At 67.8% G+C, this 25,198-nt stretch carries 29 protein-coding genes and 1 tRNA gene; 8 read left to right on the top strand and 22 right to left on the bottom strand.

Annotated features, from left to right (window positions below):
- Positions 1–25: 25 nt before the first annotated feature.
- From ABC347_RS12295 to ABC347_RS12260, 8 genes are read right to left on the bottom strand one after another with little or no spacing between them, the layout of a single operon-like run.
- Complete coding sequence (locus ABC347_RS12295; RefSeq protein ID WP_413246010.1) at positions 26–769, bottom strand: hypothetical protein; 744 nt, start codon at positions 767–769, stop codon at positions 26–28.
- Positions 766–1,086, bottom strand: coding sequence for a heavy metal-binding domain-containing protein (locus tag ABC347_RS12290; RefSeq protein WP_413246009.1), 321 nt, complete (start codon positions 1,084–1,086; stop codon positions 766–768). The genes ABC347_RS12295 and ABC347_RS12290 overlap by 4 nt, the downstream gene beginning before the upstream one ends.
- Positions 1,083–1,754: a glutathione S-transferase family protein gene (locus ABC347_RS12285; protein ID WP_413246008.1), complete on the bottom strand. Its 672-nt coding sequence runs from the start codon at positions 1,752–1,754 to the stop codon at positions 1,083–1,085. The genes ABC347_RS12290 and ABC347_RS12285 overlap by 4 nt, the downstream gene beginning before the upstream one ends.
- Before the next feature lie 23 nt (positions 1,755–1,777).
- Positions 1,778–2,020: a DUF2312 domain-containing protein gene (locus ABC347_RS12280; protein ID WP_413246007.1), complete on the bottom strand. Its 243-nt coding sequence runs from the start codon at positions 2,018–2,020 to the stop codon at positions 1,778–1,780.
- 35 nt (positions 2,021–2,055) lie between these two features.
- Positions 2,056–2,616: a GNAT family N-acetyltransferase gene (locus tag ABC347_RS12275; protein WP_413246006.1), complete on the bottom strand. Its 561-nt coding sequence runs from the start codon at positions 2,614–2,616 to the stop codon at positions 2,056–2,058.
- A complete protein-coding gene (locus ABC347_RS12270; RefSeq protein WP_413246005.1) occupies positions 2,613–3,155 on the bottom strand; it encodes a SixA phosphatase family protein in 543 nt (180 codons plus the stop codon). Before ABC347_RS12270 ends, ABC347_RS12275 begins: the two co-directional genes overlap by 4 nt.
- On the bottom strand, positions 3,152–5,869 hold the full coding sequence (locus ABC347_RS12265) for an ATP-dependent DNA helicase (RefSeq protein WP_413246004.1): 2,718 nt from the start codon (positions 5,867–5,869) through the stop codon (positions 3,152–3,154). The genes ABC347_RS12270 and ABC347_RS12265 overlap by 4 nt, the downstream gene beginning before the upstream one ends.
- Positions 5,870–5,897: 28 nt before the next feature.
- Entirely contained in the window at positions 5,898–6,473 is a 576-nt protein-coding gene (locus ABC347_RS12260) for a hypothetical protein (RefSeq protein WP_413246003.1), read from the bottom strand.
- Between the two features lie 103 nt (positions 6,474–6,576).
- Between ABC347_RS12260 and ABC347_RS12255 the strand changes: the two genes are divergently transcribed.
- Positions 6,577–8,169 (top strand): lysine--tRNA ligase, encoded by a 1,593-nt coding sequence (locus ABC347_RS12255; protein ID WP_413246002.1) that lies wholly within the window; start codon positions 6,577–6,579, stop codon positions 8,167–8,169.
- A gap of 114 nt (positions 8,170–8,283) precedes the next feature.
- On the opposite strand, the gene lepA is transcribed toward ABC347_RS12255, so the two are convergent.
- The 6 genes from lepA to rpiB all read right to left on the bottom strand — a co-directional run bounded on the left by lepA (position 8,284) and on the right by rpiB (position 13,935).
- Positions 8,284–10,104, bottom strand: a complete 1,821-nt coding sequence (gene lepA, locus ABC347_RS12250; RefSeq protein ID WP_413246001.1) for a translation elongation factor 4 — start codon at positions 10,102–10,104, stop codon at positions 8,284–8,286.
- 93 nt (positions 10,105–10,197) lie between these two features.
- Positions 10,198–10,755 carry a glycine zipper 2TM domain-containing protein gene (locus ABC347_RS12245; protein ID WP_413246000.1) on the bottom strand — a complete coding sequence of 186 codons (558 nt, stop codon included), beginning with the start codon at positions 10,753–10,755 and terminating at the stop codon, positions 10,198–10,200.
- Positions 10,756–10,831: 76 nt separating this feature from the next.
- Complete coding sequence (locus ABC347_RS12240) at positions 10,832–11,497, bottom strand: DUF4893 domain-containing protein (protein WP_413245999.1); 666 nt, start codon at positions 11,495–11,497, stop codon at positions 10,832–10,834.
- 102 nt (positions 11,498–11,599) lie between these two features.
- The gene (nrdR, locus tag ABC347_RS12235; RefSeq protein WP_413245998.1) at positions 11,600–12,061 is read right to left on the bottom strand and encodes a transcriptional regulator NrdR; all 462 of its coding nucleotides are present in this window, start codon (positions 12,059–12,061) and stop codon (positions 11,600–11,602) included.
- A 111-nt stretch (positions 12,062–12,172) separates the two neighbouring features.
- Entirely contained in the window at positions 12,173–13,486 is a 1,314-nt protein-coding gene (gene glyA, locus ABC347_RS12230; protein WP_413245997.1) for a serine hydroxymethyltransferase, read from the bottom strand.
- The gene (gene rpiB, locus ABC347_RS12225; protein WP_413247054.1) at positions 13,483–13,935 is read right to left on the bottom strand and encodes a ribose 5-phosphate isomerase B; all 453 of its coding nucleotides are present in this window, start codon (positions 13,933–13,935) and stop codon (positions 13,483–13,485) included. The genes glyA and rpiB overlap by 4 nt, the downstream gene beginning before the upstream one ends.
- Before the next feature lie 123 nt (positions 13,936–14,058).
- Here rpiB and ABC347_RS12220 point away from each other — a divergent pair, with 123 nt between their 5' ends.
- Positions 14,059–14,508 (top strand): hypothetical protein, encoded by a 450-nt coding sequence (locus tag ABC347_RS12220; protein WP_413245996.1) that lies wholly within the window; start codon positions 14,059–14,061, stop codon positions 14,506–14,508.
- Positions 14,509–14,533: 25 nt separating this feature from the next.
- Here the strand turns inward: ABC347_RS12220 and hemA are convergent, their stop codons facing one another.
- Together hemA and murI are read right to left on the bottom strand one after the other, a co-directional pair.
- Positions 14,534–15,748 (bottom strand): 5-aminolevulinate synthase, encoded by a 1,215-nt coding sequence (hemA, locus tag ABC347_RS12215; RefSeq protein WP_413245995.1) that lies wholly within the window; start codon positions 15,746–15,748, stop codon positions 14,534–14,536.
- Between the two features lie 117 nt (positions 15,749–15,865).
- A complete protein-coding gene (murI, locus tag ABC347_RS12210; protein WP_413245994.1) occupies positions 15,866–16,663 on the bottom strand; it encodes a glutamate racemase in 798 nt (265 codons plus the stop codon).
- A gap of 113 nt (positions 16,664–16,776) precedes the next feature.
- On the opposite strand from murI, the gene plsY reads away from it, so the two are divergent.
- On the top strand, positions 16,777–17,376 hold the full coding sequence (gene plsY / locus ABC347_RS12205; RefSeq protein WP_413247053.1) for a glycerol-3-phosphate 1-O-acyltransferase PlsY: 600 nt from the start codon (positions 16,777–16,779) through the stop codon (positions 17,374–17,376).
- Entirely contained in the window at positions 17,369–18,463 is a 1,095-nt protein-coding gene (gene dprA, locus ABC347_RS12200; protein WP_413245993.1) for a DNA-processing protein DprA, read from the top strand. Before plsY ends, dprA begins: the two co-directional genes overlap by 8 nt.
- Positions 18,464–18,487: 24 nt before the next feature.
- Here the strand turns inward: dprA and ABC347_RS12195 are convergent, their stop codons facing one another.
- From ABC347_RS12195 to ABC347_RS12185, 3 genes are read right to left on the bottom strand one after another with little or no spacing between them, the layout of a single operon-like run.
- Positions 18,488–18,961: a GreA/GreB family elongation factor gene (locus tag ABC347_RS12195; protein WP_413245992.1), complete on the bottom strand. Its 474-nt coding sequence runs from the start codon at positions 18,959–18,961 to the stop codon at positions 18,488–18,490.
- 43 nt (positions 18,962–19,004) lie between these two features.
- The gene (locus tag ABC347_RS12190) at positions 19,005–19,754 is read right to left on the bottom strand and encodes a LytR/AlgR family response regulator transcription factor (protein ID WP_413245991.1); all 750 of its coding nucleotides are present in this window, start codon (positions 19,752–19,754) and stop codon (positions 19,005–19,007) included.
- Positions 19,744–20,895 (bottom strand): sensor histidine kinase, encoded by a 1,152-nt coding sequence (locus tag ABC347_RS12185; protein WP_413245990.1) that lies wholly within the window; start codon positions 20,893–20,895, stop codon positions 19,744–19,746. The genes ABC347_RS12190 and ABC347_RS12185 overlap by 11 nt, the downstream gene beginning before the upstream one ends.
- Positions 20,896–21,059: 164 nt before the next feature.
- On the opposite strand from ABC347_RS12185, the gene ABC347_RS12180 reads away from it, so the two are divergent.
- Together ABC347_RS12180 and ABC347_RS12175 are read left to right on the top strand one after the other, a co-directional pair.
- Positions 21,060–21,332 (top strand): hypothetical protein, encoded by a 273-nt coding sequence (locus ABC347_RS12180; RefSeq protein ID WP_413245989.1) that lies wholly within the window; start codon positions 21,060–21,062, stop codon positions 21,330–21,332.
- A 214-nt stretch (positions 21,333–21,546) separates the two neighbouring features.
- Positions 21,547–22,095: a hypothetical protein gene (locus ABC347_RS12175; RefSeq protein ID WP_413245988.1), complete on the top strand. Its 549-nt coding sequence runs from the start codon at positions 21,547–21,549 to the stop codon at positions 22,093–22,095.
- A 9-nt stretch (positions 22,096–22,104) separates the two neighbouring features.
- On the opposite strand, the gene ABC347_RS12170 is transcribed toward ABC347_RS12175, so the two are convergent.
- The gene (locus ABC347_RS12170) at positions 22,105–22,833 is read right to left on the bottom strand and encodes an extensin-like domain-containing protein (protein WP_413245987.1); all 729 of its coding nucleotides are present in this window, start codon (positions 22,831–22,833) and stop codon (positions 22,105–22,107) included.
- A gap of 58 nt (positions 22,834–22,891) precedes the next feature.
- Between ABC347_RS12170 and ABC347_RS12165 the strand changes: the two genes are divergently transcribed.
- On the top strand, positions 22,892–23,752 hold the full coding sequence (locus ABC347_RS12165; RefSeq protein WP_413247052.1) for a class I mannose-6-phosphate isomerase: 861 nt from the start codon (positions 22,892–22,894) through the stop codon (positions 23,750–23,752).
- On the opposite strand, the gene ABC347_RS12160 is transcribed toward ABC347_RS12165, so the two are convergent.
- Together ABC347_RS12160 and ABC347_RS12155 are read right to left on the bottom strand one after the other, a co-directional pair.
- Positions 23,749–24,492 carry an NUDIX hydrolase gene (locus tag ABC347_RS12160; RefSeq protein ID WP_413245986.1) on the bottom strand — a complete coding sequence of 248 codons (744 nt, stop codon included), beginning with the start codon at positions 24,490–24,492 and terminating at the stop codon, positions 23,749–23,751. The genes ABC347_RS12165 and ABC347_RS12160 overlap by 4 nt on opposite strands.
- 16 nt (positions 24,493–24,508) lie before the next feature.
- Positions 24,509–24,584: transfer RNA gene (locus ABC347_RS12155), tRNA-Lys, on the bottom strand.
- Between the two features lie 151 nt (positions 24,585–24,735).
- On the opposite strand from ABC347_RS12155, the gene ABC347_RS12150 reads away from it, so the two are divergent.
- Positions 24,736–25,197 carry a (2Fe-2S)-binding protein gene (locus ABC347_RS12150; RefSeq protein WP_413245985.1) on the top strand — a complete coding sequence of 154 codons (462 nt, stop codon included), beginning with the start codon at positions 24,736–24,738 and terminating at the stop codon, positions 25,195–25,197.
- The last annotated feature ends 1 nt before the right edge of the window (position 25,198 follow it).

The raw sequence follows: 25,198 nt of genomic DNA, 5'->3' as shown, positions 1-25,198 counted from the left end.
CGTCTGCTGATGCGGATAGGCGGCTCTAGCGGGGGGCGGGGCCGACCTGCAAGCCCGGCGCGGCGCGCGCGATCCGCCACGCGACCACTGACAGCGCCGCCGACAGCACCAGCTGGATTGCCGAGACAACGCCGTCGACCACCGCGAGCGCGGCCAGCGCGGTGCCCGACAGCGCCAGCCGCAGCCCGACCAGCGTCAGCGCGTAATGGATCGCAGCGAACGGCAGGATCACCTGCAGGAACACCATCGCCAGCGCCACCCCGGCCCCGCGCAGATCGCGCCAGATGCCCGGCAGCGCGCGGAACGGCGCATCCAGCGAAAGCGCGGCGTTCCATGCGATCAGCTTGATCGTAAGCGCGGACCAGATCGCCACCGCCACCAGCATGGCCAGCCATTCGCTCGCCAGCGATGGCTCGGCGGGCTGCGCCAGGTCTGCCAGCTTCACGAGGATGGCGAACGCCGCCGCCATCAGGAGGCCGAAAAGGAAGTACCGCGCCAGCGAAGGCCGGATCGCCCAGGGATCCGGCAACTGGGCCATCCGCCGCGTCAGCACATAGCCGATCCAGAACACCAGCCCCACGCGCACGATCGCCGCGACGATGAAGGCTGCCCCGGGCTTGGTGCCCGGCACCGGCACGGTCGCGAAATCGAGCAGGTTGGTGCCGATCGTCACGAATGCGGTCGCCAGCCACAGCTCCGCGCTCATCACCGGCGCGCGCAAGTGGCGCCACAGCGACGCGCGGACCTCGCCCGCAGTGGCCACGATCATCCGAGCTTCACGGCCGTGCCGGATGCGGACACCATCAGCATCGATCCATCCTTGCCGAGCACCTCGTAATCGATGTCGACGCCGACGACGGCATCGGCGCCGCGATCGCGTGCCTCGGCCTCCAGCTCGCGGAAGGCCTGCTCGCGCGCCTCGCGCAGCTTGCTCTCATAGACGCCCGAACGCCCGCCCACGATATCAGTGATCGATGCGAACAGATCGCGGAAGATGTTCGCGCCGACGATCACCTCGCCGGTCACGATGCCGCGATACTCGGCGATGACGCGGCCCTGCACGGTGGGCGTGGTGGTGACGATCATTGCGGCTTCTCCTGATGCTTGGCGGCGATGTAGGCGGCCAGCCCGTCGATCTGGGCGGCGGCGGGGGTGAACAGCGGATCTTCGGCGAGCCGCCGGCGATAGGCTTCCAGCGCGGGATGCGCGGCGATCGCAGCCAGCGCGGGCGCCCACGGATCGATCGTGGCGGCCATCGCCAGCGTCGGGCCCAGCAACAGATCGGCCACGCTGGGCACATCGCCGATCGCATAGCGGCCGTCGCGATCGATCAGCCGGTCGAGTGCGGCCAGGCCGCGCTCATATTGCGCGAGGCCAGCTTCGCACACCGCAGCGTCGATCGGCATCTTGAAGCCGCGGCCGAACAGCGCGGGGCGCAGGCCGGCCGCCACTTCCAGCCCGGCGATCGCCTCGATTTCGCGCGCGCGGCCACGCTCCCACGGGTCGGCGGGGATCAGCGCCGGCCCCTCCAGCGCGGCATCGAGATAGTCGACGATCGCGCCCGATTCGCTCAGGTGGCGGCCATCGCCCAGCGCCAGCACCGGAATGCGGCCGAGCGGCGCGATCGCCAGGAATTCGGGCGCCTGCATCGTGCCGCCGGGCGGGGCACCCACCGGCAGGCGGTGCCCCTTCACCGCAGCCGCGATCAGCACGCGCTGCACGAAGGGCGAGACGGGACTGCCGTAGAGAATCATCGCGCCGCCTCTCCGCCCGTCCGTCAGCTCAGGCCCAGCGCGGCCTTGTATGTTTCCAGCAGCGCCTCGGCCTCGTCGCGGGCATGCTTCTCCATCTTCCGCAGGCGGACGATGGCGCGCATCGTCTTGCTGTCATAGCCCTGGCTCTTGGCCTCGTTGTAGACGTCGCGGATATCGTCGGCCATGCCCTTCTTCTCTTCCTCCAGCCGCTCGATGCGTTCGATGAACAGACGCAACTGATCGGCGGCGACATTGCCTTCGCTCATGGGATACTCCGTGGTGAATGGGTCGGCGGCGGCGTCTAGGCCAGTGGCGCGGCAGGCTCAAGCGGGCGTGCGTAGATCAGGTCGGTGGATGCGGTGCCGCCGGTGATGAAGTCCTGCGCCGCGCCGGTCCAGCGGAAGCCGTTGCGCTCGTAGAAGGCCTGCGAGGGCAGGTTGTGTTCGTAGACCGACAGCAGCAGCCGGGCGGCCCCGCGCGAGCGCGCCTCGCTGACGACCGCCTCCACGAGCCGTCGGCCCCAGCCGCCGCCGGCATAGCCGGGCAGCATGTAGATGCGCTTCAGCTCCAGATCGCCCGGTCCTGTCTGGAAATCCATCTCCGGGGGGCACAGCATGGCATAGCCGACCGGAGCCTTCAGCGGAGTCTCCACCAGCCACAGCGCGCATCGGGGATCGGCGAGCGCCTTCGCATAATAGGCCGCACCGTGCGCGCCGGTGGCATGCGCTACGATATCGTCGCCGCCATGATCATGCGCGAAGGTCGCCAGGAAGGTCGCCCCGCCGATCAGCGCCAGCCGCGCCGCATCGTCCGCGTCGGCGCGGCGCAGGCTGAGCGGCGGGATCGGCTGGCCGGGGATCAATGCTGGTCGGGGCCCAGCGTGGAATCGAGATCGCGCGGGCGGATGAAGCGGCCGAGGGTCGCGCCATTGGCCTTCACGTCGGCCCAGCTGTCGACCTCGAAGATCAGTTCGGCCACGCTGGCGGTCGGGAATTTCTCTTCCAGCTCGTCGCGTGCCGCATCGTCGCTGCGATCCGGCACCAGCATCAGCGCCAGATCCTCCAGCCCCGGATTATGGCCGCACATCATCAGGCTGGTGGCGCTGTCGGGCGCTTCCTGCACGACATCCAGCAGCGTGACCCCCGACGCGAGATAGATGCGCTTGTCCCACGCCGGCGGCGGCGTTTCGCCATACCCTTCGACAAAGCTTTCCAGCGTCTCCACGCAGCGCACCGCCGGCGATGCCAGCAGATGATCGAACCGCAGGTCGATCTTGCGCAGATGCTGGCCCATCGTGCGCGCGGCGCGTTTGCCCTTGGCGTTCAGCGGCCGATCGAAATCGCGCGCCACCGGATCGTCCCAGCCCGATTTGGCATGGCGAAACAGGATCAATCTCTTCATTCCGCCCCCGCGATCGCATCCTCGATCGCCTGATGCCCGAAACCCGTTGCGGAAGAAAGACGCCGCACGCGCGCCACCGCGTCATTCAGCGTCAATCGCGTCACCGGCACGCCGGGCGGGAAGGCATCGAGCAGCCGTGACGGCATCGCCGCCGACAGCAGCACGAACTGGCCGCGATCACCCACGCGGCGGATCAGCCGGCCGAACGCCTGCGCCAGCCGCGCGCGCACCACGCGATCGTCATGCGCGGTGCCGCCGCCGGCCGCGCGCCGGGCGCCATGCAGCACGGTCGGCCGCGGCCAGGGCACGCCTTCCATCACCACCAGCCGCAACGATTCGCCGGGCACGTCGACCCCGTCGCGCAGCGCATCGGTACCCAGCAGCGAGGCGCGATGCTCGTCGCGAAAGATATCGACCAGCGTGCCGGTGTCGATCGGATCGACATGCTGCGCGTAGAGCGGCAGCCCGTCGCGGGCGAGCCGATCCGCGATCCGCGCATGCACCGCACGCAGCCGCTGGATCGCGGTGAACAGGCCCAGCGTGCCGCCGTCCGCCGCCGCGATCAGCCGGGCATAGGCCCCTGCCAGCTGGGCGATGTCCCCGCGCTTGATGTCGGTCACGATCAGCACTTCGGCGGCGGCCGCATAATCGAACGGGCTTTCGGCGGCGAACCGGCGCGCATCGCCTTCCAGGTGCAGCGCACCGGTGCGCGCCTCGGCAGCGGCCCAATCCTCGCCGCCGCGCAGCGTTGCCGATGTCGCGAGCACGCCGTGCGCGGATTTCAACACCGCGTTGGCCAGCGGGCGCGTCGGATCCAGCCAGTGGCGGTGCAGACCGATATCATATTCGCGGCCCTCGACCCGGTCGATCGCCAGCCAGTCGACGAAATCGGGATCGACCGGCCCGCCCAGCCGCGACAGCAGCGCCACCCAGGCCGCGATCGTCTGGGTGCGAAAGCCGAGCCCCGCGATCGCGCCTTCCACCCGCGCGCGGGCCGGGCCGTCCAGCCAGTCGGGGCCATCCTCCATCACCGCTTCCAGCCGCTGCGCCAGCCGCATCAGCGGGCGGTGCAGCGCTTCCAGCGCCTCGATTGCGGGGCCCGTCGCCTCGATCAGCGCGCCGTCGAGCTCGGCCGCCTCGGTCTCCAGGCCATAGCCCGCATCGACCGCCTTGGCGCGCGCATAGACGGTGGCGCGCACCTGCCCCAGCAGCCGTTCGATCGGGCCCAGCGGCAGCATCTCGCCCAACCGCTGCAGCCAGCCGTCGCCCGGCAGCGCCTGCACCGCCTCGATCGCCGCCTCGATGGCGAGCCCGCCCGCCTCGTCGTAGGAAGCGACGTCGGACAGCCGCGCCGCCAGCCCGCGCCGGCGCCCGCGCAATTTGCCTTCGGGGCCCATGATCCAGCGCCGCAGCTCGATCGCTTCCTGCCCGGTCAGCGCGGCGGCGAAGGTGGAATCGGCGGCATCGAACAGATGATGCCCCTCGTCGAACACCAGCCGTTGCAGCGGCGCGCCCTCATCGCGTCGGCGCGCGGCCAGCAGCATCACCAGCGCGTGGTTCGCGATCACGATATCCGCGCCGGCCGCCGCGCGCACCGATCGTTCGATAAAGCATTTCCGGTAATGCGGGCAGCCGGCATAGACGCATTCGCCGCGGCGATCGGTCAGCGCGGTCGATCCCGCGCGGCGGAACAGGGTCGGCAGCCAGCCGGGCAGATCGCCGCCCACCATGTCGCCATCGCGGGTATAGGCCGCCCAGCGCGCCACCAGTTGCGCCAGGATCGCCGCCCGGTTCTGGAAGCCGCCCTGCAGCGCATCCTCCAGGTTCAGCAGGCACAGATAATTTTCGCGCCCCTTGCGCACCACTACTTTGCCGGCGCGCACCGCAGGATCGGGGAACAGCCGGCCGGTCTCGCGGTCGAGCTGGCGTTGCAGCGCCTTGGTATAGGTGGAGATCCAGACCGGGCCGCCGGCGCGTTCCGCCCACAGCGATGCCGGCGCCAGATAGCCCAGCGTCTTGCCGATGCCGGTGCCTGCTTCGGCCAGTACCATGTTGGGCCGGTCCGCTGCCGCGCGCGGATCGAACGCGCGCGCGGCGGCCGCGGCATAGGCCACCTGCCCCTCGCGCGGTTCCGCGCCGTGCCCGGTCAGCATCGCCAGCCGCGCGGTCGCCTCGGCCTCGGTCAGGACCACCGGGCGCGGGGCGGGGCGGGCGGGCGCTTCCTCCCATTCGGGCAGGCGCGAGAACAGCCAGCGTTCAGCCTTCTCCGGCCGCGCGATCGCGGTGCCGATCACTCCCGCCCAAGGCCAGCGCAGCCGGCCCAGCGATTGCAGCGATGTCCACGCACCTTCGCGCTCGGGCCAGGCGGGGTCGGCCAGCGTCTCGATCAGCCGGGCGGCGGCGCGCTGCAGGAAGGGGGCGGCAGCGGTATCGTCGGCGGGCGGATCGATGCCCAGCGCGCGCGCCATGCCGGCGGGAGTCGGCACCGCGAACCGGGCCGGATGCACGAAGGCGTACAATTCGAGCAGATCGAGACCGGAGACTTCGCCCAGCCCCAGCCGCGCGGCCACCAGCGGCGCGTTCAGCAGCAGCACCGGCGTCTCGGCCGCGCGCGCGATCGCCTCGCCGCGCCCGGCGGCGCGCGGTGCCGCGCCCGCTTCGGCGATCCAGATGCCGCCATGGGTGGCGTGGAGGGCGGGGAGGGGAAGGATCATCGCCCGGCCCCCGCCCGATACGTGCAGTTCACCCCGCGAACGCGTCCACGAAGCGGTGGGCGTGGGGCAGCCGATCGAAATGAATGTTGCCGTCGACATCGGCGGCAGGATCGCCCGGCACCAGCATCATCGCCGCATTGCCGCGCCCGCGCCGATCGACATGGCCCAGGATCGCACCCGTGACGCGGCGGCGGTCAATCTCCATCAGCGGGTTGCGATCCCACGGCACCGTCCAGATCACGCGCCGATCCGTCACCGTCACGCGGATGAAGGGGGTACGGGCGAGCGCGGTGGCATAACCCGGGAAGCGCTTCAGCAGCAGCCATCCGACCGTGACGAGCAGGCCGACCACCAGCGCCGTCGCCGTCAGTGTGAAGGCCCAGTGGCCCGATGTGCGCGGGATCGGCCACCAGATCGCCCAGAACAGGATCGTCAGCGTCCACGCCTGCAGCGCGATGAACCCCGCCACCGCCATCGTGCCGGAGGGCAGCGCGCCAAGCCCCGGCCGCGCCACATAGCGAATCTCCTCGGCGATCGCGTGCAGCCGCTGGCTGCGCAGCGCCGGCGGCAGCGGTCCTTCGATGATCTCGCCGTCGAGCGCCATCCCGTCCTCCGGACACTGAGTCCCACGGCAGACTAGAGGTGTCGGGAACAAAGCGCAAACGGGCATTGCCACCCGGCGGCCCCCGCCTTACGCCCCCGCCACCATGACCGCACCCATCGACAAGACCGCGCTGCGCGATGCCGCACTCGCCGCCAAGGCCTGGCCCTATGAGGAGGCGCGCAAGCTGCTGAAGCGCTATCCGGACGGCGCGCCGGCCAAGGGCCATATCCTGTTCGAAACCGGCTATGGACCATCGGGCCTGCCGCATATCGGCACGTTCAACGAAGTGCTGCGCACCACGATGGTGCGGAATGCCTTCCATGCGCTCAGCGACGTGCCGACCCGGCTGATCGCGTTCAGCGACGATATGGACGGGTTGCGCAAGGTGCCGGACAATGTGCCCAACAAGGCGATGCTGGCGGAGCATATCGGCAAGCCGCTGACTGCGATCCCCGATCCGTTCGGCACGCATGACAGCTTCGCGGCGCACAACAACGCGATGCTGCGCGATTTCCTCGACCGGTTCGGCTTCGACTATGAATTCATGTCGTCCACCGAGCAGTATCGCGCCGGCCGCTTCGACGAGACGCTGCGCCAGGTGCTGCGCCGCTACCAGGCGATCATGGACATCATGCTCCCCACGCTGCGCGCCGAGCGCCGGGAAACCTATTCGCCGGTGCTGCCGATCAGCCCGACCAGCGGCATCGTGCTGCAGGTGCCGGTCGAAGTGGTCGATGCGGAAGCCGGCATCGTGGCGTTCGACGATGCGGGCCAGCGGATCGAGCAGTCGATCCTGGGCGGTGGCGCGAAGCTGCAGTGGAAGGTCGACTGGGCGATGCGCTGGGTCGCGCTCGACGTGGATTACGAAATGGCGGGCAAGGACCTGATCAATTCGGTCATCCAGTCCGGCAAGATCGCACGCGCGCTGGGCGGCCGCCCGCCCGAGGGCTTCAACTACGAGATGTTCCTCGACGAGAAGGGCGAGAAGATCTCGAAGTCCAAGGGCAACGGGCTGAGCCTGGAGCAGTGGCTGACCTATGGCCCGCAGGAGAGCCTGGCCTTCTACGCCTATCGCGAGCCGAAGAAGGCAAAGTCGCTGCACATGGGCGTGATCCCGCGCGCGATCGACGATTACTGGCAGTTCCGCGCCAGCTATCCGACGCAGGAGGTGACGCAGAAGCTCGGCAACCCCGTCCATCACATTCACGATGGGCAGGTGCCGGCGGATCCGCTGCCGATCAGCTTCCAGCTGCTTCTGAACCTGGTCGGCGTGCTGGGCGCGGATGCGGGCGAGGCGGCGGTCTGGGCCTATCTCGCGCGCTACGACGCCGGGCTGACTGCGGAGGCGCATCCTGCGCTGGCGCCGCTGGTCGGCCATGCGCTGGCCTATCACCGTGATGTGGTCGCACCGACGCTGCAGCGCCGCCCGCCGACGGCTGAGGAGGCAACCGCGCTCACCGATCTCGATGCGCGACTGGCGGCGCTGCCCGGCGATGCAAATGCCGAGACGATCCAGAACGAAGTCTACGAGGTCGGCAAGGCGCATTACGGCAAGGAAAGGCTGCGCGACTGGTTCGGCGCGCTGTACGAGACGCTGCTGGGCTCGGCGCAGGGCCCGCGCATGGGCAGCTTCTTCGCGCTTTACGGGCTCGCGGAAAGCCGCGCGCTGATTGCGAGCGCGCTGGCCGCGCGGTAGCCCTGTCCTACAGCAGGCTCATCTGCTATAACCAGATCGGTTCGCGCGCTATGGGGTCGCGCACGCTGGTCCGGGGGTGTACAAGTGCTGCTTTCGCTGCTTTCGGCCGGTGCGTCAGCCGTCGTCGCCCATGCGCAGCGCGGCGATGAAGGCTTCCTGGGGGATGCTGACAGAGCCATATTCGCGCATCCGCTTCTTGCCTTCCTTCTGCTTTTCCAGAAGCTTCTTTTTGCGGGTCGCGTCGCCGCCATAGCATTTGGCCGTCACGTCCTTGCGCAACGCCGCGATCGTCTCGCGCGCGATCACCTTGCCACCGATCGCCGCCTGGATCGGGATCTTGAACAGGTGACGCGGGATCAGGTCCTTCAGCCGCTCGCACATGCCGCGGCCGCGCGTCTCGGCGGTGCCGCGGTGGACGATCATGCTGAGCGCATCGACCGGCTCGTTGTTGACGAGGATCGACATCTTGACGAGATCGCCCTCGCGATAGCCGATCTGGTGATAATCGAAGCTGGCATAGCCGCGGCTGATGCTCTTCAGCCGATCGTAGAAATCGAACACCACTTCGTTCAGTGGCAGCTCGTACGTGATCTGCGCACGGCCCGAGACATAGGTCAGGTTCTTCTGGATGCCGCGCCGATCCTGGCACAGCTTCAGGATCGCGCCGAGATATTCGTCGGGCACGTAGATGGTCGCTTCGATCCACGGTTCCTCGATCATGTCGATCCGGTTGGGATCGGGCATGTCGGCCGGGTTGTGCAGCTCGATCGTCTTGGCGTCCTCGGTCTTCGAATGGCTCAGCGCGATCCGGTAAACCACCGACGGCGCGGTCGTGATCAGGTCGAGATCATATTCGCGGGTCAGCCGTTCCTGGATGATCTCCAGGTGCAGCAGCCCCAGGAAGCCGCAGCGGAAGCCGAAGCCGAGCGCAGCCGACGTCTCCATCTCGAAACTGAACGAGGCGTCGTTCAGCCGGAGCTTGGAGATGCTCTCGCGCAGCTTCTCGAACTCGGCCGCATCGACCGGGAAGAGCCCGCAGAACACCACCGGCTGCAGTTCCTTGAAGCCGGGCAGCGCCTCTGCCGCCGGCTTCTTCGCGTCGGTGAGCGTGTCACCGACGCGGGCCTGCGCCACTTCCTTGATCTGCGCGGTGATGAAGCCGATCTCGCCGGGGCCAAGGTCCGGCAGCTGCTCGATCTTCGGGCGGAACGCGCCGACCCGATCGACCAGATGGGTCGTACCCGCGGCCATGAACCGGATCTGCTGACCCTTGCGGATCGATCCGTCGATCACGCGGACGAGGATCACGACGCCGAGATAGGCATCGTACCAGCTGTCGACCAGCATCGCCTTCAGCGGCGCGTTCGGATCGCCCTTGGGCGCGGGAATCCGCTCGACGATCGCGTTCAGTATCTCGTCGATGCCGATGCCGGCTTTGGCGCTGGCCAGCACCGCGTTCGATGCGTCGAGCCCGATGATCTCCTCGATCTCGGTCTTCACCTTCTCGGGTTCGGCCGAGGGCAGATCGATCTTGTTGATGACCGAGATGATCTCATGATCATGCTCGATCGACTGGTAGACGTTGGCCAGGGTCTGCGCTTCGACGCCTTGCGCGGCATCGACGACGAGCAGCGCGCCTTCGCAGGCGGCCAGGCTGCGCGACACTTCATAGGCGAAGTCGACATGGCCCGGCGTGTCCATCAGGTTCAGGACATAATCCTCGCCGTCCGGCCCCTTCCAATCCAGGCGCACGGTCTGCGCCTTGATGGTGATGCCGCGTTCCTTTTCGATATCCATGTTGTCGAGCACCTGCGCGGACATCTCGCGCGCGGTCAGCCCGCCGGTGCGCTGGATCAGCCGGTCGGCGAGGGTCGACTTGCCATGGTCGATATGGGCGATGATGGAAAAGTTACGGATCTTGTCGAGCGGGGTCATGCCCGCGCCCGTAGCAGCGAGAGGGCCGCGACGCCAAACGAAACGGGCGGCCCCTTTCGGGGCCGCCCGTCGGTTCATCCTGGTGCCGTCAGATCAGCGGCACTGGACGTTGTTACGATCGATCGAACGGCCGATCAGCGCACCGGCACCGGCGCCCAGGATCGTGCCCAGCGTATCCGAGCGGCCCGGCGCGATCACGTTGCCGAGCACGCCGCCACCGAGCGCGCCGATCAGCAGGCCGGTCGTGCCGTCGTTGCGGCGGCAATAATATTGCCCGTTCTGGCCGCGATAGATGCGGTCGTTATAGGCCAGCCGACGCGGCTGATAATAGCGGCCGTCGCGATAGTAACGGTCGGCATAATAGCGGTTGCCGAAGCGCGGATCGGGGCGATTATAGTCATAGCGGCGATAATCCTGCCACGCCTGGCGGCGGTCCTGCCGGGCATCGCGGATGTCGCGGCGGCGGTCCTGGCGCGCGTCGCGGACGTCGCGGCGGCTATCCGCCTGGCGAAGGTCTTGGCGATAGTCGCGGTTCGCCTCGCGCACATCCTTACGATATTCGCGCTCGGCCTGGCGCGGGTTCTGCGCGACGGCTGGGGCGGCGCTGACCGTGACGGCGGCGATCAGCGACCCGATGATGAACTTCGACATTTCTTGTCTCCCAAACGATGCCGTAACAATCGCTCGGTGAGACAGTTTGTTGCGTGAACCGAAAACAACAATGCGTTCATTCGACAGTCTTGTTGGGGATGAATGGCACGAGCTCGATCACATCCAACGACGCCGCCCGTGACTGGTAGGGCATCGCGAGCCGCCAACGGAAATCGCCGACCCGTTCGAGCACGCCGGCCACGTCGCGATCGGATTCGCTGTTGTAGGCCGGGGCCGTATGTTCCGGCCCAAGCGCCATGCCGCCCAGAAAGATCATCCGGTCCTCGCCGTCGGGCCACAGCCGGCCGGATGGTCGCTCCGCCCCGGTTTCCTTGACGAGGATGGTGAGCGGCCCGTCACGATCGACGAAGCAGAAATAGGGCGGGAAGGATGCGAGCCCGCGGCGGCCGCCCAGCTTGATCACGCGGCAACTATAGCGTCCGGGGGGCGGCAACGCGCGCGGCGCCAGCGCGGCGGGATCGAGCAGCGCCCCTTCCTGCGCGATCACCCCGCCCGCCCCGGCGCGACGCGCGGCGGCGAGCCCGTCTGCCCAGGCCGTATCGATCCGTGCGATCCGTTCCGCATCGGCCTCGGTCGCCACGCCCTGCCAGCGGTCGAGGATGGTCGGCTCCGGCTGCGGTTCGACCAGCGACACGGGTGCCGGCGGGGGAGCCTTCTTGGCGCAACCCGCCAGCATCGCGCAGGCGATCAGCGTCGCCGCGGTCCATCCGATCCCGCGCATCGCTTGGTCCTCCAACTTTCTGCCGCAGGATGACGTCAAAACGTTAACGAAACTTTAAGACGCGCCCAAGCGGCGTGCCGCCGGACATCGGATCGCAGGATTTCAGTCGCGCGCCGCCTCGGCGATGGTGCCGGCGAAGTCCTCGAAATCACGCGCCTCGGTGAAATCCTTGTAGACGCTGGCGAAGCGAATGTAGGCAACCGAGTCGAGCGCCTTCAGTCCGTCCATCACCATCTCGCCCATGCGGGTCGCGGTCACTTCGCTCTCGCCCGATGTCTCCAGCTGGCGCTGGATGCCGGATACGAGCCGCTCGATCCGTTCGGGCGCGATCGGACGCTTGCGGCAGGCGATCGCGATCGATCGCTCTAGCTTGCCGCGTTCGAACGGTTCGCGCCCGCCTTCCTTCTTCACGACGACCAGATCACGCAACTGGACGCGTTCGAAGGTGGTGAAACGTGCCCCACAGCCCTCGCACTGCCGCCGACGACGGATCGATGCGCCGTCCTCGGTCGGACGGCTATCCTTCACCTGGCTGTCATCATGGGCACAGAAGGGGCAGCGCATCTCGTTCCTTCAGATATCGGCATCCCGGCGAAAGCCGGTATCCATAGCCATTGCACGGGTGCCCCTGGCTCTGGATGCCGGGTCAAGTCCGGCATGACGGGCAGGCGGGGGTCACAGTCCCGGATAGATGGGGAAGCGATCGCAGAGCGCCTCGACGCGGGCCTTCACTGCCGCCTCGATCGCGGGATCGCCATGTTCGCCCTTGTCGCGCAGGCCGCCCAGCACGTCGGCGATCATGTCGCCGATCTCGCGAAATTCCGCCGGGCCGAACCCGCGCGTGGTGCCGGCCGGCGTGCCAACGCGGATGCCGCTGGTCTTCACCGGCGGCAGCGGATCGTTGGGGATGCCGTTCTTGTTGCAGGTGATGCCGGCGCGCTCCAGCGCCTCGTCCGCATCGCGACCCGTCACGCCGAGCGGGGTAAGGTCGACCAGCGCCAGATGCGTGTCGGTGCCGCCCGAGACGAGATCGGCACCACGTTCCTTCAGCTTGGCCGCCAGCACCTTGGCATTCTCGACCACCGCGGCCGAATAGGTCTTGAACTCGGGCCGCAGTGCCTCTCCGAACGCGACCGCCTTTGCGGCGACGACATGCATCAGCGGGCCGCCCTGCAGGCCGGGGAACACCGCCGAGTTGATCTTCTTGGCGATCGCCTCGTCATCGGTCATCACCATGCCGCCGCGCGGGCCGCGCAGCGTCTTGTGCGTGGTCGTCGTCACGACATGGGCGTGGCCGAACGGGGTGGGGTGCACGCCGCCCGCCACCAGTCCGGCGAAATGCGCCATGTCGACCATGAACAGCGCGCCCACCTCGTCCGCGATCGCGCGAAAGCGGGCGAAATCGATCTGGCGGGGATAGGCCGATCCGCCAGTGATGATCAGCTTCGGCTTGTGCTCGCGTGCGAGGGCCTCGACCTGATCGAAATCGATCAGATGGGTATCGGGCCGCACGCCATATTGCACGGCGTTGTACCACTTGCCCGACATCGCCGCCTTGGCGCCGTGCGTCAGGTGGCCGCCTGCGTCGAGGCTGAGGCCCATGATGGTGTCGCCGGGCTTCGTCAGCGCGAGCATTACCGCGCCGTTGGCCTGCGCGCCCGAATGCGGCTGGACGTTTGCGAAGCCGCAGCCGAACAGCTGCTTGGCGCGATCGATCGCCAACTGCTCGACGATGTCGGACGGCGCGCAGCCCTGGTAATAGCGCTTGCCGGGATAGCCCTCGGCATATTTGTTGGTGAAGACCGAGCCCTGCGCCTCCAGTACCGCCTTCGAGACGATATTTTCGGATGCGATCAGCTCGATCTGCTTCTTCTCGCGCGCAATCTCTTGCTGCAGTCCGGCGAAGACGGCCGGATCGGCCTCGGCCAGCCCGGTCGAGAAGAAGCCGTCCGGCTGGACGTCGTGAAGCGTGGCGGGGCTGGTGCTCATGCGGGTTCCTTGGGTGCGGTCGGCCGGGCGAGCTTGTCGACCCGGGCCTGATGGCGACCACCTTCGAACGGGGTGGCGAGGAAGGCGGCCAGGCAATCGCGCGCGGTTTCGGGTCCGATCAGCCGGGCCCCCATCGCGATGACATTGGCGTCGTTGTGAGTGCGGGCAAGCCGCGCGGACAGGTTTTCGGACACGAGCGCGCAGCGGCACGCCGGCTCACGGTTCACCGCAATCGCGATGCCGATTCCCGATCCGCAGAGCGCGACGCCGAAATCGGCCTGCCCCTGCGCGATCGCGGCGGACAGCTTGGCACCATAATCCGGATAGTCGACCGATCCCGGACCATGGGGACCGAGATCATCGACCGCGTGACCCTGGTCGCGTGCCCAATCCGCAAGCTCGGCCTTCAGCGCGAGCGCGGCATGATCGGAAGCGATGGCGATACGCAGGGCCATGAACGGACTTGCTCCTGACTCGGATTGCCGCTCATCTAGAGGGGTCGGCCGTGCCGCGCTACCACCGATTGGATCGACCGTGACGCGCAAGGCGTTGACCGGAGAAGGAGACCGATCATGAACCGTCCGATCCTGATCTGCGCGCTGTTCGCCCTGGCCGCCTGCAGCAAGCAGCCCGCCGGCGAGACGGCTAAGGGCGACCTGCCCGACAACGTCACTGCCGCGACGGAAGTGGTGCCCGACAGCGAGACGATGGCACCGGCCGCCCCCGCGAGCGCGGACGCGGCGGCGGGCCTTAAGGGTCGCTGGACCGGACCGGAGGGTCTGTTCCTGACGATCGCCGACGGCGGCGAGCCGGGCAGCTACGATCTGGTCGTGAAGGGCGATCTCGACAGTAAGGGCGATCCGTTCGAGGGCCGCGCGGACGGCGATACGATCGTCTTCACCCGGAACGGCAAGCAGGAACGGATCCGCAAGGCCAGCGGAGACGAAACCGGTCTGAAATGGCTGGCCGGCAAGCAGGATTGCGTGGTGATCAACCCCGGCGAGGGTTTCTGCCGGGATTGATCGCCGCCGCTTGGCAGCGCGATCCTCAGGCCGCCTGGCGCAGTTCCATCCGGTCCCAGATCTCGATCAGCGCGCTGGTCAGTTCCTGCATCATCGCCTCGTCGTGCGAAGGGCCGGGCGTGAAGCGCAACCGTTCAGTGCCGCGCGGCACGGTCGGATAATTGATCGGCTGCACATAGACGCCATATTCGGCCAGCAGAATATCGCTGATCCGCTTCGCCTTCACCGGATCGCCGACCATCAGCGGCACGATATGCGTGGTCGACGGCATCACCGGCAGCCCGGCAGCGGCGAACATCGCCTTCAGCCGGGCGGCGGCTGCCTGCTGGCCGTCGCGCTCCTCGCTCGATGCCTTCAGGTGGCGCACGCTTGCCAGCGCGCCGGCCACCAGCACGGGCGACAGCGACGTCGTGAAGATGAAGCCCGGCGCATAGCTTCGGATCACGTCGATGATCATCCGGTCAGCCGCGATATAGCCGCCCATCACACCGAACGCCTTGCCGAGCGTGCCTTCGATGATCGTCAGCCGACCGGCAGCTTCGTCACGATCGGAGATGCCGCCGCCGCGCGCGCCATACATGCCGACCGCATGGACTTCGTCCAAATAGGTCAGCGCGTTATACTTATCGGCCAGGTCGCAGATCGCGTGGATCGGGGCGACATCGCCATCCATCGAATACACGCTTTCGAACGCGATCAGCTTGGGCGCCTCGGGATCCTCGGCCGCCAGCAGTTCCTCGAGATGGGCAAGGTCGTTGTGGCGGAAGACGCGCTTCTCGCATCCCGAATTGCGGATGCCCGCGATCATCGAGGCATGGTTGAGTTCGTCCGAGAAGATCACGCAGCCCGGCAGGATCTTGGTGATGGTCGATAGCGTCGCATCGTTCGAGACGTAGCCCGACGTGAACAGCAGCGCGCCTTCCTTGCCGTGCAGGTCAGCAAGCTCGTTTTCGAGATGGATATGGTAATGGGTGTTGCCGCCGATGTTGCGGGTGCCGCCCGATCCGGCGCCGACGTCATGCAGCGCCTCTTCCATCGCCGCGATCACCTTGGGGTGCTGGCCCATCGCGAGATAATCGTTCGAACACCAGACGGTGATCGGCTTCGGGCCGTTATGGCCGGCGAAGCAGCGCGCGTTCGGAAACGCGCCCTTGTTGCGCAATATATCGATGAACACCCGGTAGCGGCCTTCGGCGTGCAGCCGATCGATCGCCTGAGTGAAAACGCGATTATAGTCCAACCGGGTGACTCCCGCCCATCATGCGGCTGCAATAGCGCCGGAAGGCGCGCTTTTCCAGCCTGCCGCGGGCATCGCCCCTGGACATTGCTGGTCCGCTGTGATCGGTCCGCTCGATCGTCACAGCCATTCGATGCGGGAAAGACCGTGCGCCGCGAGGCCGGTGCGCAGCCCTTCGGCAAGCTCGAACGGGGCAGTGAACACGGCGGTGCCGGGGGCCGGGCGGTCCGGCCATCGCTGGCCCTGCATCAGATGTTCGATGCGCCGCGCGATGCCGGCGCCGCCATCCACGAATTGCAGCGGCCGGGGCGCCACCGCCGCCAGCGCATCGGCGACCAGCGGGAAATGGGTACAGGCCAGCACTACCGTATCGACGCGATCGCCGCCGGGCTGACCGAGCAGGCCCTGCAGCACATCCCGATAAGCGGCGACGTCATCGGGCTCGCCACGCAGCCGCGCTTCGGCCAGTTCCACCAGGCGCGCCGATCCGTGGCGCAGCACCAGGCAATCGCCTGCGAATTCGGCCGACAGCCGATCGACATAGGGCTGGCGCACGGTAGCATCGGTGCCGAGCACGCCGATCGCGCGCGTCTGCGACAGCAAAGCGGCCGGCTTGATCGCAGGTACGGTGCCGACCACGGGCAGATCGAGCGCCGCCCGCACCGGCGCCAGCGCGATCGTGGAAGCCGTATTGCAGGCGATCACGACAAGCCGGGCCCGGTAGCGTTCCGCCAGGCGGCCCAGCAGCACCGGCACCCGCGCCGCGATCTCGGCCTCGCTCTTGCGGCCATAGGGGAAGCCGGCATTATCGGCGGCATACACGACCGGCGCCTGCGGCAGCAGCGCGCGGGCGGGGGCGAGGACGGAAAGCCCGCCGACCCCTGAATCGAAGAACAGGATCGGGCGGGCGTCGGTCATGACCGACGATCTAGTAAGGTGGATCGCCCAGGGCAATTCGCGGGGCTTGTCCGCCCGGGACGGCAGGCTATGGTTGGCCAACCAAGGGGGCCTGCTTGCTCGAACAACCCTGGATGGGCGTGGCGCTCGTCCTCCTGCTTTCCTATCTGCTCGGATCGGTGCCGTTCGGGCTGATCCTGACCCGGATCGCGGGGGCGGGCGATCTGCGCGCGATCGGATCTGGCAATATCGGCGCCACCAACGTGCTGCGCACCGGCCGCAAGGGGCTGGCCGCTGCGACCCTGCTGCTTGACGGGGCGAAGGGCGCGGCGGCGGTGCTGATCGCCGGTGCCTTCGAACCGGCCTGGATGCCGGTGGCGGCGGCCGGCGCCTTCTTCGGCCATCTCTATCCCGTCTGGCTCCGGTTCCGCGGCGGCAAGGGGGTGGCGACGCTGCTGGGCGTTACGCTGGCGCTGCACTGGCCGAGCGGGCTGATCTTCGCTGCGGTGTGGATCGGGCTCCTTGCAGTGGTGCGGATCTCTTCGGTGGCCGGGATGGCGGCCGCGCTGTCCACGCCGGTCTCGGTCGCGCTGCTCGGCCGGGGCGCGCTGGTGCCGCTGATGATCGCGCTGGCACTGATGGTGCTATGGAAGCACCGCGACAATATCGCGCGGCTGAAGGCCGGCACCGAGCCAAAGGTGGGATCGCGCAAGCCGGCGGACCCACTTGGCTGACGCTGCGGTCGAGCAGGACCGGATCGCGCGGCTGCGGCTGATCCGTACCGCATCGATCGGACCGGTCACCTATCGCCAGCTGGTGCGGCGGTTCGGCGATGCGCAGGCAGCGCTCGCAGCGGTGCCCGATCTGGCGCGGCGGGGGGGCGGCAAGCCACCGGCGATCGCCTCGGAAGCCAGCGTGCGCGCCGAGGTCGCAACGGTCGAGGCGCTGGGTGCGCGCTATCTGTTCCTGGGGCTGGCCGGCTATCCACGGCTGCTGGCCGAGATCGACGACGCCCCCCCAGTGCTGATCGCCCATGGCAATGCCCGCCTGCCGGATACACAGGCAGTGGCGATCGTCGGCGCGCGTAACGCTTCCGCCAGCGCAGTCCGGTTTGCGCGCGGGCTGGCGTATGATCTGGCCGCAGCGGGGCTCGTGGTGGTTTCGGGCCTTGCCCGGGGGATCGACACCGGCGCGCATCAGGGGGCATTGGATCGCGGCACGATCGCGGTGGTGGCTGGCGGGGCTGACATATTCTACCCGCCGGAGAACGAGGCGCTGCAGCGTGCGATCGCGGAGCGGGGACTGGTGCTTGCCGAACAGCCGCCCGGCACCGAGCCGCGTGCCCGGCATTTCCCGTACCGCAATCGGATCATCGCCGGCATCACGCTTGGCACCGTGGTCGTCGAGGCAGCGCCGAAGTCGGGCTCGCTGATCACCGCCCGGCAGGCCGGCGCCCAGGGCCGCGAGGTGATGGCGGTGCCGGGTTCGCCGCTCGACGGCCGCGCGCAGGGTTGCAACCAGCTGATCCGCGATGGCGCGACCCTGATCCAGTCGGCCGACGACGTGATCGAATTGATCGGCGGGATCGGCGGCGCTTCGCTGCGCAGCCCGCGTGCGCCTTTCGAGGCGCTACCCGCCGAGGACGCGAGCGAGGCCGAACGGCGCGCGCTCATCGAATTGCTTGGGCCGAGCGCAGTGCCGATCGACGAGCTTATCCGGCAATCGCAGTTGCCGTCGGCGATCGTGCAGACCGTGCTGCTGGAGCTGGAACTTGGCGGCCGGCTGGAACGGCATGCTGGCGGGCGGGTGAGCCTGATCTGATCGCGGCTAGCGGGGCGCGCGCGATCAGCGCTTGATCGGTTCGATCTTCCGCACCGTCAACGTGTCGGCGCCAAATGCGACCTTGTCGCCCTCGACCGCGCCCATCAGAGCGCGCGCCAGCGGGGCAGTGAAGGCGATCAGGCCGGCGGCGGGATCGGCCTCGTCGTCTCCCACCAGCGTGATGCTGTGATCGGCTTTGCCGCGTCGATAGGTGACGCGCGTGCCGAACGCCACATCCTCACCATCGGCCGCCGGCGCCAGTTGCGCGGTCGCGCGGCGCGCGTGCCAATAGCGCAGGTCGCGCCGGATCGCCTTGACCGCGTCGTCCCCGGCCTTCTCCTCAAGCGCCTTTTCGAGCGCGGCCTCGAACTCTGCCGCGCGCGTCTCGATCAGCGTCAGGCCGCGCGGCGTGACGAGATTGGGACCGGGCGGGATCGGCAGATCGGGCCGGGGCTCGAGATGCTCCTCATCGGATTCACGGCGGAAGGCGACGCTCATCGGGTAGATGTCGGCATGAAACGGTTGCGGTTCAAGGCCATGGTCACCGCCCCATCAGCGCGCGCGCGGCGGGCAGATAGGTACGGCCGATGCGGACCTCTGTGCCATCCGCCAGATCGGCATGCCACACGCCCAGCCCGTCATGGCGCAGCTTTGCGATGCGATCACGGCGCACCATCGTCGATCGGTGAAGGCGGATGAAGCGATCGGGATCGAGCTTGCGTTCGAGATCGCTGATCGTGGAATGCAGCAGGAAGCTGCGCTGGCCGACGTGCAGCCGCATATAGTCGCGCTCGGCCTCGATCCGGTCGATATCCTGCGCCGCGATGCGGATCACTTCGGACCGGTGCGGCACCCAGAATTCCTCGGTCCAGGGCGATTCGGCCGTCGCGGGCACCGAAAGCGGCGCAGCGGTCGCGAGCTTTTCCCGAACCCGACCGACGGCCCGCGCGAGCCGATCGGGTGCGACCGGTTTCAGCAGATAGTCGACCGCAGCGACATCGAATGCCGCCACGGCAAATTGATCGAACGCGGTGCAGAAAATCACTGCCGGCCGCACCGATCGCCCCTGCAGGGCGCGGGCGACGCCCATGCCGTCCAGCCCCGGCATCGAGATGTCGAGCAGCAGCAGTTCGGGTTGCAGCGCATCGACCAGGCGAAGCGCCGCCTCGCCATCCGAAGCCGTGCCGACCAGATCCACGCCCGGTTCGCGTGCACACAGGATTTGCAGCCGCTCGATCGCCAGCGGCTCGTCGTCCACGACCAGAGTGCGCAGGGGCGTGTCAGCAGCCATTGCGTACGAGTGGCATCTTCAGCACCACGACGAAACCCCCGCCGGGGCGCGGGCCCCAGATTGCGCTGCCGTCGCTTCCAAAGCGGGCCTGGATGCGATCGGCGACATTCTTCAGGCCGATCCCGCTACCGCCTTCGGTCTCCGCATCCTCGCCGTCATCCTCGACCGCCAGCACCAGCCGATCGCCATCGGCACGGGCACGGATCGCCACCCGGACCGGCCGGCGCGCGCGGGCGACACCATATTTGATCGCATTCTCGACAAGCGGTTGCAGGATCAGCCCGGGCACGCAGGCATTTTCCAGCTCGGGCGGGATCGCGATGTCCACCTTCAGCCGATCAGGAAAGCGCACTGCTTCGATCTCGAGATACAGCTTTTGCAGGTGGATCTCCTGCTCCAGCGTCACATCCTCGGTCGGATCGCCCGACAGGCTGGTGCGGAAGAATGTCGAAAGATTCATGATCATGCGCTCGGCCGCCTCAGGCCGGTCGGTCATCACCAGGCCTGACAGCGAGTTGAGCGTGTTGAACAGGAAGTGCGGATTGACCTGATAGCGCAGTGCGCGCAGCTCGGCATCGCGTGCCGCCGCGCGGTAGGCGGCGGCCTGGCGTTCCGCCGAGCGGACCTGCGCAGCATAGGACAGCGCCAGATAGAGCGCGGCCCAGGCTACGAAGAAGAAGAAGCCGTTGGCCGCCTGATCGGCGATTGCCATCAGCGGCGTCTTCTCATGCTCGTCGGGCATCGCGCCGACCTGCACCGTTACGTTGCGATCATCGCCATCGTTGGAAACGATGACCTTGGAGGCTGCGAGATCGGTCTCCACCGTCAGGAAGGCGTAATGGTTGATCGAGGAATAGGCGATCGCGGCGGGGATCGCGAGCAGCCCTGCCGCCAGGATGCCAGTGCGCAGCGGTGCGTTCGAGATCGCCCGGAGCACGCGATAGATCAGCCATGTGATCGCCATGCTGGCGATCGACACGATGACGCGCCGGCCCAACATGTCGAGCTGGTTCTCGTAGCCGAGCACCGCCCAGCGCAGCGTGACGATGGCGAAGTAGAAGGACCAGAAGCCGATGATCGACAGGATGGCCGCGCGTTCCGAAATGCCGGGCCCGCGCGCGACGGGCTGATCGATGGTCATGCCGTCATTCATAGCCGCCGCATGGCAGAGTGCCAGCCGCGCCGATGCCCCGGTCGATCACGCGGTGCCGTTCATCGAAAGCCGGCGAACCGATCGATGTCACGGGGGCGGAACGGAGCGACGCGGGCCGGCGTTGATTGCCGTATTGTTTCCAGGAGAGAGCGATGACTGCCACCGATCAGCCGCGCGATTCGGATCATGACGAAGCGAACCGATCGCCGATCCCGAAAGTGCGCCCTGCGCACGATGCCAGCGACGACGAACGGCTGGCGGCTGACCCGTCCCACGAGGATGCGAAGCTCGACATCGGTCTCGACGAGACGTTCCCGACTTCCGATCCGCCCGCAAACACGCGCCCGGGCCAGAGCAGCGAGCCGCCGGCATCATCGGGCTATGACGAGGAAGCCGAGAAGGCGCTGCAGTCCACGAAGGATTGACGCCGCCGTCGTCGACACGGCCAAGTTTTGAGAGTGCACGGCAAGAGAGTGCAAACGTGGCGGGCGCGCAACATGTTGCGCGCCCATTGTTTTGGATGTTGCAACGCAGCACGATCCATGATTCCATCGCACTGGTTTCGATCTGCGTCGTTAAGCGGACGCTAACCATGAAGGCGCATCTTCGACGGGTGGGATCAGGTAGGAGCAAGCAGCGATGGCGGGGCAGATGAAGCCGGCAATTGGGGCAATGAGCCTGGCCGAGATGAAAGAGTTCGCAGGCTTCCCGGCCGCCACCCAGCGCTATATCCGCCGCTCGCTCGACATCGGGCTCGAACGCGAGGACGCCGTGGCCCGCTGGTCACGCGATATCGGCGAGGCCGCCAGCATCCGGGCACAATCCCGCATCTACGCGCGGCTCGGCCATATCCGTGGCCTCGTGCCCGACGACAGCGGCCTCGATGCGATCGAGCCGTTCATGGCGCCGCTGGTCACTGTCAGCGCGTTCGACCTGGGTCAGGATCGGCTGGTGTCTTTCGGCGCGTATCGCTTCCTGTACGAGCGGCTGATCGGCGCCAATGTGCGGCCGTGGCTGCCGGGTGCCTTCTGTGCCGCAGCCGCGCTGCCGCATCTTCATCCCGAGAAGCGGCGCGTGCTGCTGCAGTCGATCAGCGAGGCGGCGGCGACGGCACCGGGCTGGTCCAACCGCGAGCCTGCCTTCTACCCGCAATGGGTCGACAAGATCGAGCACAAGCTGCCCAACTGACCGCACGGGTCAGCGGCAACCGCGCCAGCCCGATCGCCCGCGATTGGCCTGGTCGAGATGCAGGTGATCACGGTGGGCGGCGTTGTAGTCCGGGCTGAGGACGGTGGCGAACAGATCGCACGCGCCGTCACGCAAAGCGCGCAGGAATGCGGCGTCGGCCGGCTCGCCCGCCCAATCGCCGGCGATCGTGATCCGGCGCCCGTCCTTCAGCCGGAACCCGGCGATATCGATTGCATCGGCCGTGGCATGCTCGCTCCAGCCACCTTCGCGCCCACCGCCGATCCGCCGGCAATTATAGCTGCCGAACGTGTCGATCCGCACCACCGGCTGACCCAGCAGCCGCAACGCCGCCGGCTGGACGACTTCCCATTCCCAGACGCTTAGCGCGGCGACCACGCTGCATGATGCCGCCGCCGGCGGCGCATAGTCGATCGAGATCGGGCCGCCGCCGCGCACGCGGACGGCATCATCATAGCCGCACTGCCCACCGCGGGCACTGAGTGGCGGCAATGCCGTGAAGCGGACGCCGGCACGGCCAAGCAGCGCCTTACATTCGGCCGGCGCATCGGTCAGCGCGGTCAGCTTGCGGCCGGTGAAGACGCCGATCGGCTGCGAGAGGTCGAGTTCGGTCCACGGCAGATCCTGCGGATGATCGCGCGCCCAGAGCCATGCCAGGTAGATCGTGACAGCGATCAACAGCAGGATGATTGCGAAGCGGGCAAGACGAACCAAAGCCATCGTCAGGCATTACGTTCGAGGGCATAGTGCGTTGCACCACGATCTGGAGACGATGAAGATGGCTGCCACCCGACTCGAGACGAAGCGCGTCGAAAAGCCGTGGGGGCGCACCGATCTGTGGCCGGGTTTCGACGATGTCGCGGCGGGCGGCGATCCGGTCGGCGAGATCTGGTTTCAGGATCCGCGCGGTGGGGCGGAGCCGGATCTGCTCGTCAAATATCTGTTCACGTCCGAGAAGTTGTCGATCCAGGTGCATCCCGACGATGCCGCGGCGCAGGCGCGCGGCTATCCGCGGGGGAAGGACGAAGCCTGGGTCGTGCTGGCCGCCGATCCGCATGCGACCATCGCGATCGGGACGTTGCAGCCGATGACGCGGGACGAGCTGCGCGACGCCGCGCAGGACGGATCGATCGAGGAACGGGTCCGCTGGCACGCGGCACATGCCGGCGACAGCTTCTATTCGCCAGCCGGCACGGTCCACGCGATCGGCGCGGGGCTCACGCTGGTCGAGGTTCAGCAGAATGTCGACCTGACCTATCGGCTCTATGATTATGGCCGTCCGCGCGAGCTTCATCTCGAAGACGGCATCGCGGTGTCCGATCCGGTGCCTTATGTCGCGCCGCATGTTCCGACCGAGATCGCGCCGGGGCGAATGCTGCTGGCGGATGGCCCGAAGCTGGTGCTGGAGCGCTGGTCCTGGAGTGGGCAGGGGCAGCTGCGATCGGACGGCCGCCCGATCTGGCTGGTCCCGCTGGCGGGCGAGGGCCATCTTGACGGCGAGCCTTTCCTCCCCGGCGGCGTCTGGCTGGTCGAAGGCGATGCCGTGCTGGCGCTGGACGAGACGACCGACCTGCTGGTCGCCTATCCCGGACAGGGCGTGATCGATGCGATCTGGGACGGCGCGGCGGTAGCGGCCTAACGGCGCAGGGCATCCTCCGCCCGCTGCCGCGTGACCGGGTAACCCAGCCCTTCCGGAATCGTCAGCCAGCGTTCGTCTGCCTCCTCGACGATCGCGGGCACGATCCGCGTCACCGGGATCGCACGCGCGTGTTCGGCAAGCGACCGGAAATCGGGGTAAGCGGCGAGCCGTTCCAGATTGCGCCGGGTGGGAAAGATGATGTGGCGGCGGCCCGCATCGGCATCGTCCAAGATCGCCTGTGCCGTCGCCCAGACCGCATGAACGCTTTCGCCGCCGTCCGCCTCCGCGGCGGCATGATCCGGCGCGCGTGCCAAGTAGAAGCGCGTGTCGAAGTTGCGCGCTTCCGGAAACGCGGGGCACCAGCGCGCGAACGGCAGTAGCGCATCGAGATCGAGCGTGAGCCCGTGCGCGGCCAGCAGACCGCCGAACGAGGCGCCGTCATGCAGCGCCGTGCGCAGTTGCTTCAACAATGCGGGCTCGACATCGAACCCGATCGCGATTCCCACTTCCTCGATCGTCTCGCGAATGGCGGCGATCCGGGCGGCGGCATCGGCAGGATCGGCGTGGTCGGCAGGCACGAGCGCCTGATCGCCGGGATCGATCCGCCCGCCGGGGAACACCATTGCGCCGGCCGCGAACGCCATCGTCGCCGCCCGCTCGATCATCAGCAGGTGGGGCGCCCCGCCGGCCGGATCGTCGCGGACCAGCACCAGCGTGGCGGCGGGAATGGGGTCGTCCAAACTGCGCGTCCCGTGATGGTGGGCTCGCCGGGATTCGAACCCGGGACCTACAGATTAAAAGTCCGTTGCTCTACCGACTGAGCTACGAGCCCGACCAGCGGCGGCCCTATGCCGCACTGCCCGGCGGGTCAACCGGATGGCGCTTTTGAGAAACGGTTGCAGATGACAATCGTTTCGCGCGCGCTATGCTGAGAACATCGGCCCGGGGATCGGCCGGCGGGGGCTTCGGCCCGGGAGGCTGCGATGTCGTACAGTATCACCGTGAACGGCGAAGCGCGCGAGGTCGACGTCGACGACGACACGCCATTGCTGTGGGTGATCCGCGATTCGCTGGGGCTGACCGGCACGAAGTTCGGTTGTGGCATTGCCCAGTGCGGTGCCTGCACCGTCCACCTCGATGGGGAGCCGCTGCGGTCCTGCTCGCTGCCGGTGTCGCTGGTCGGCGATCGCAAGATCACGACGATCGAGGCGATCGACGGTCCGGAAGCGCAGGCGGTGAAGGCCGCCTGGGTTGCGCGCGACGTGCCGCAATGCGGTTACTGCCAATCCGGCCAGGTGATGAGCGCCGTCGCACTGCTGCGGCAGGTCAAGAAGCCGAGTGACACGGACATCGATCTGGCGATGAACGGCAATATCTGCCGCTGCGCCACTTATGTCCGCATCCGCGCCGCGATCCACGATGCCGCCAAGACGCTGGAGGCCTGAC

The organism is Sphingomonas canaveralia, from assembly GCF_047238125.1.
GTDB lineage: Bacteria > Pseudomonadota > Alphaproteobacteria > Sphingomonadales > Sphingomonadaceae > JBDFMH01.
The sequence above is the reverse complement of the archived record's forward strand: the minus strand, read 5'-3'. Positions and strand labels throughout refer to the sequence as shown.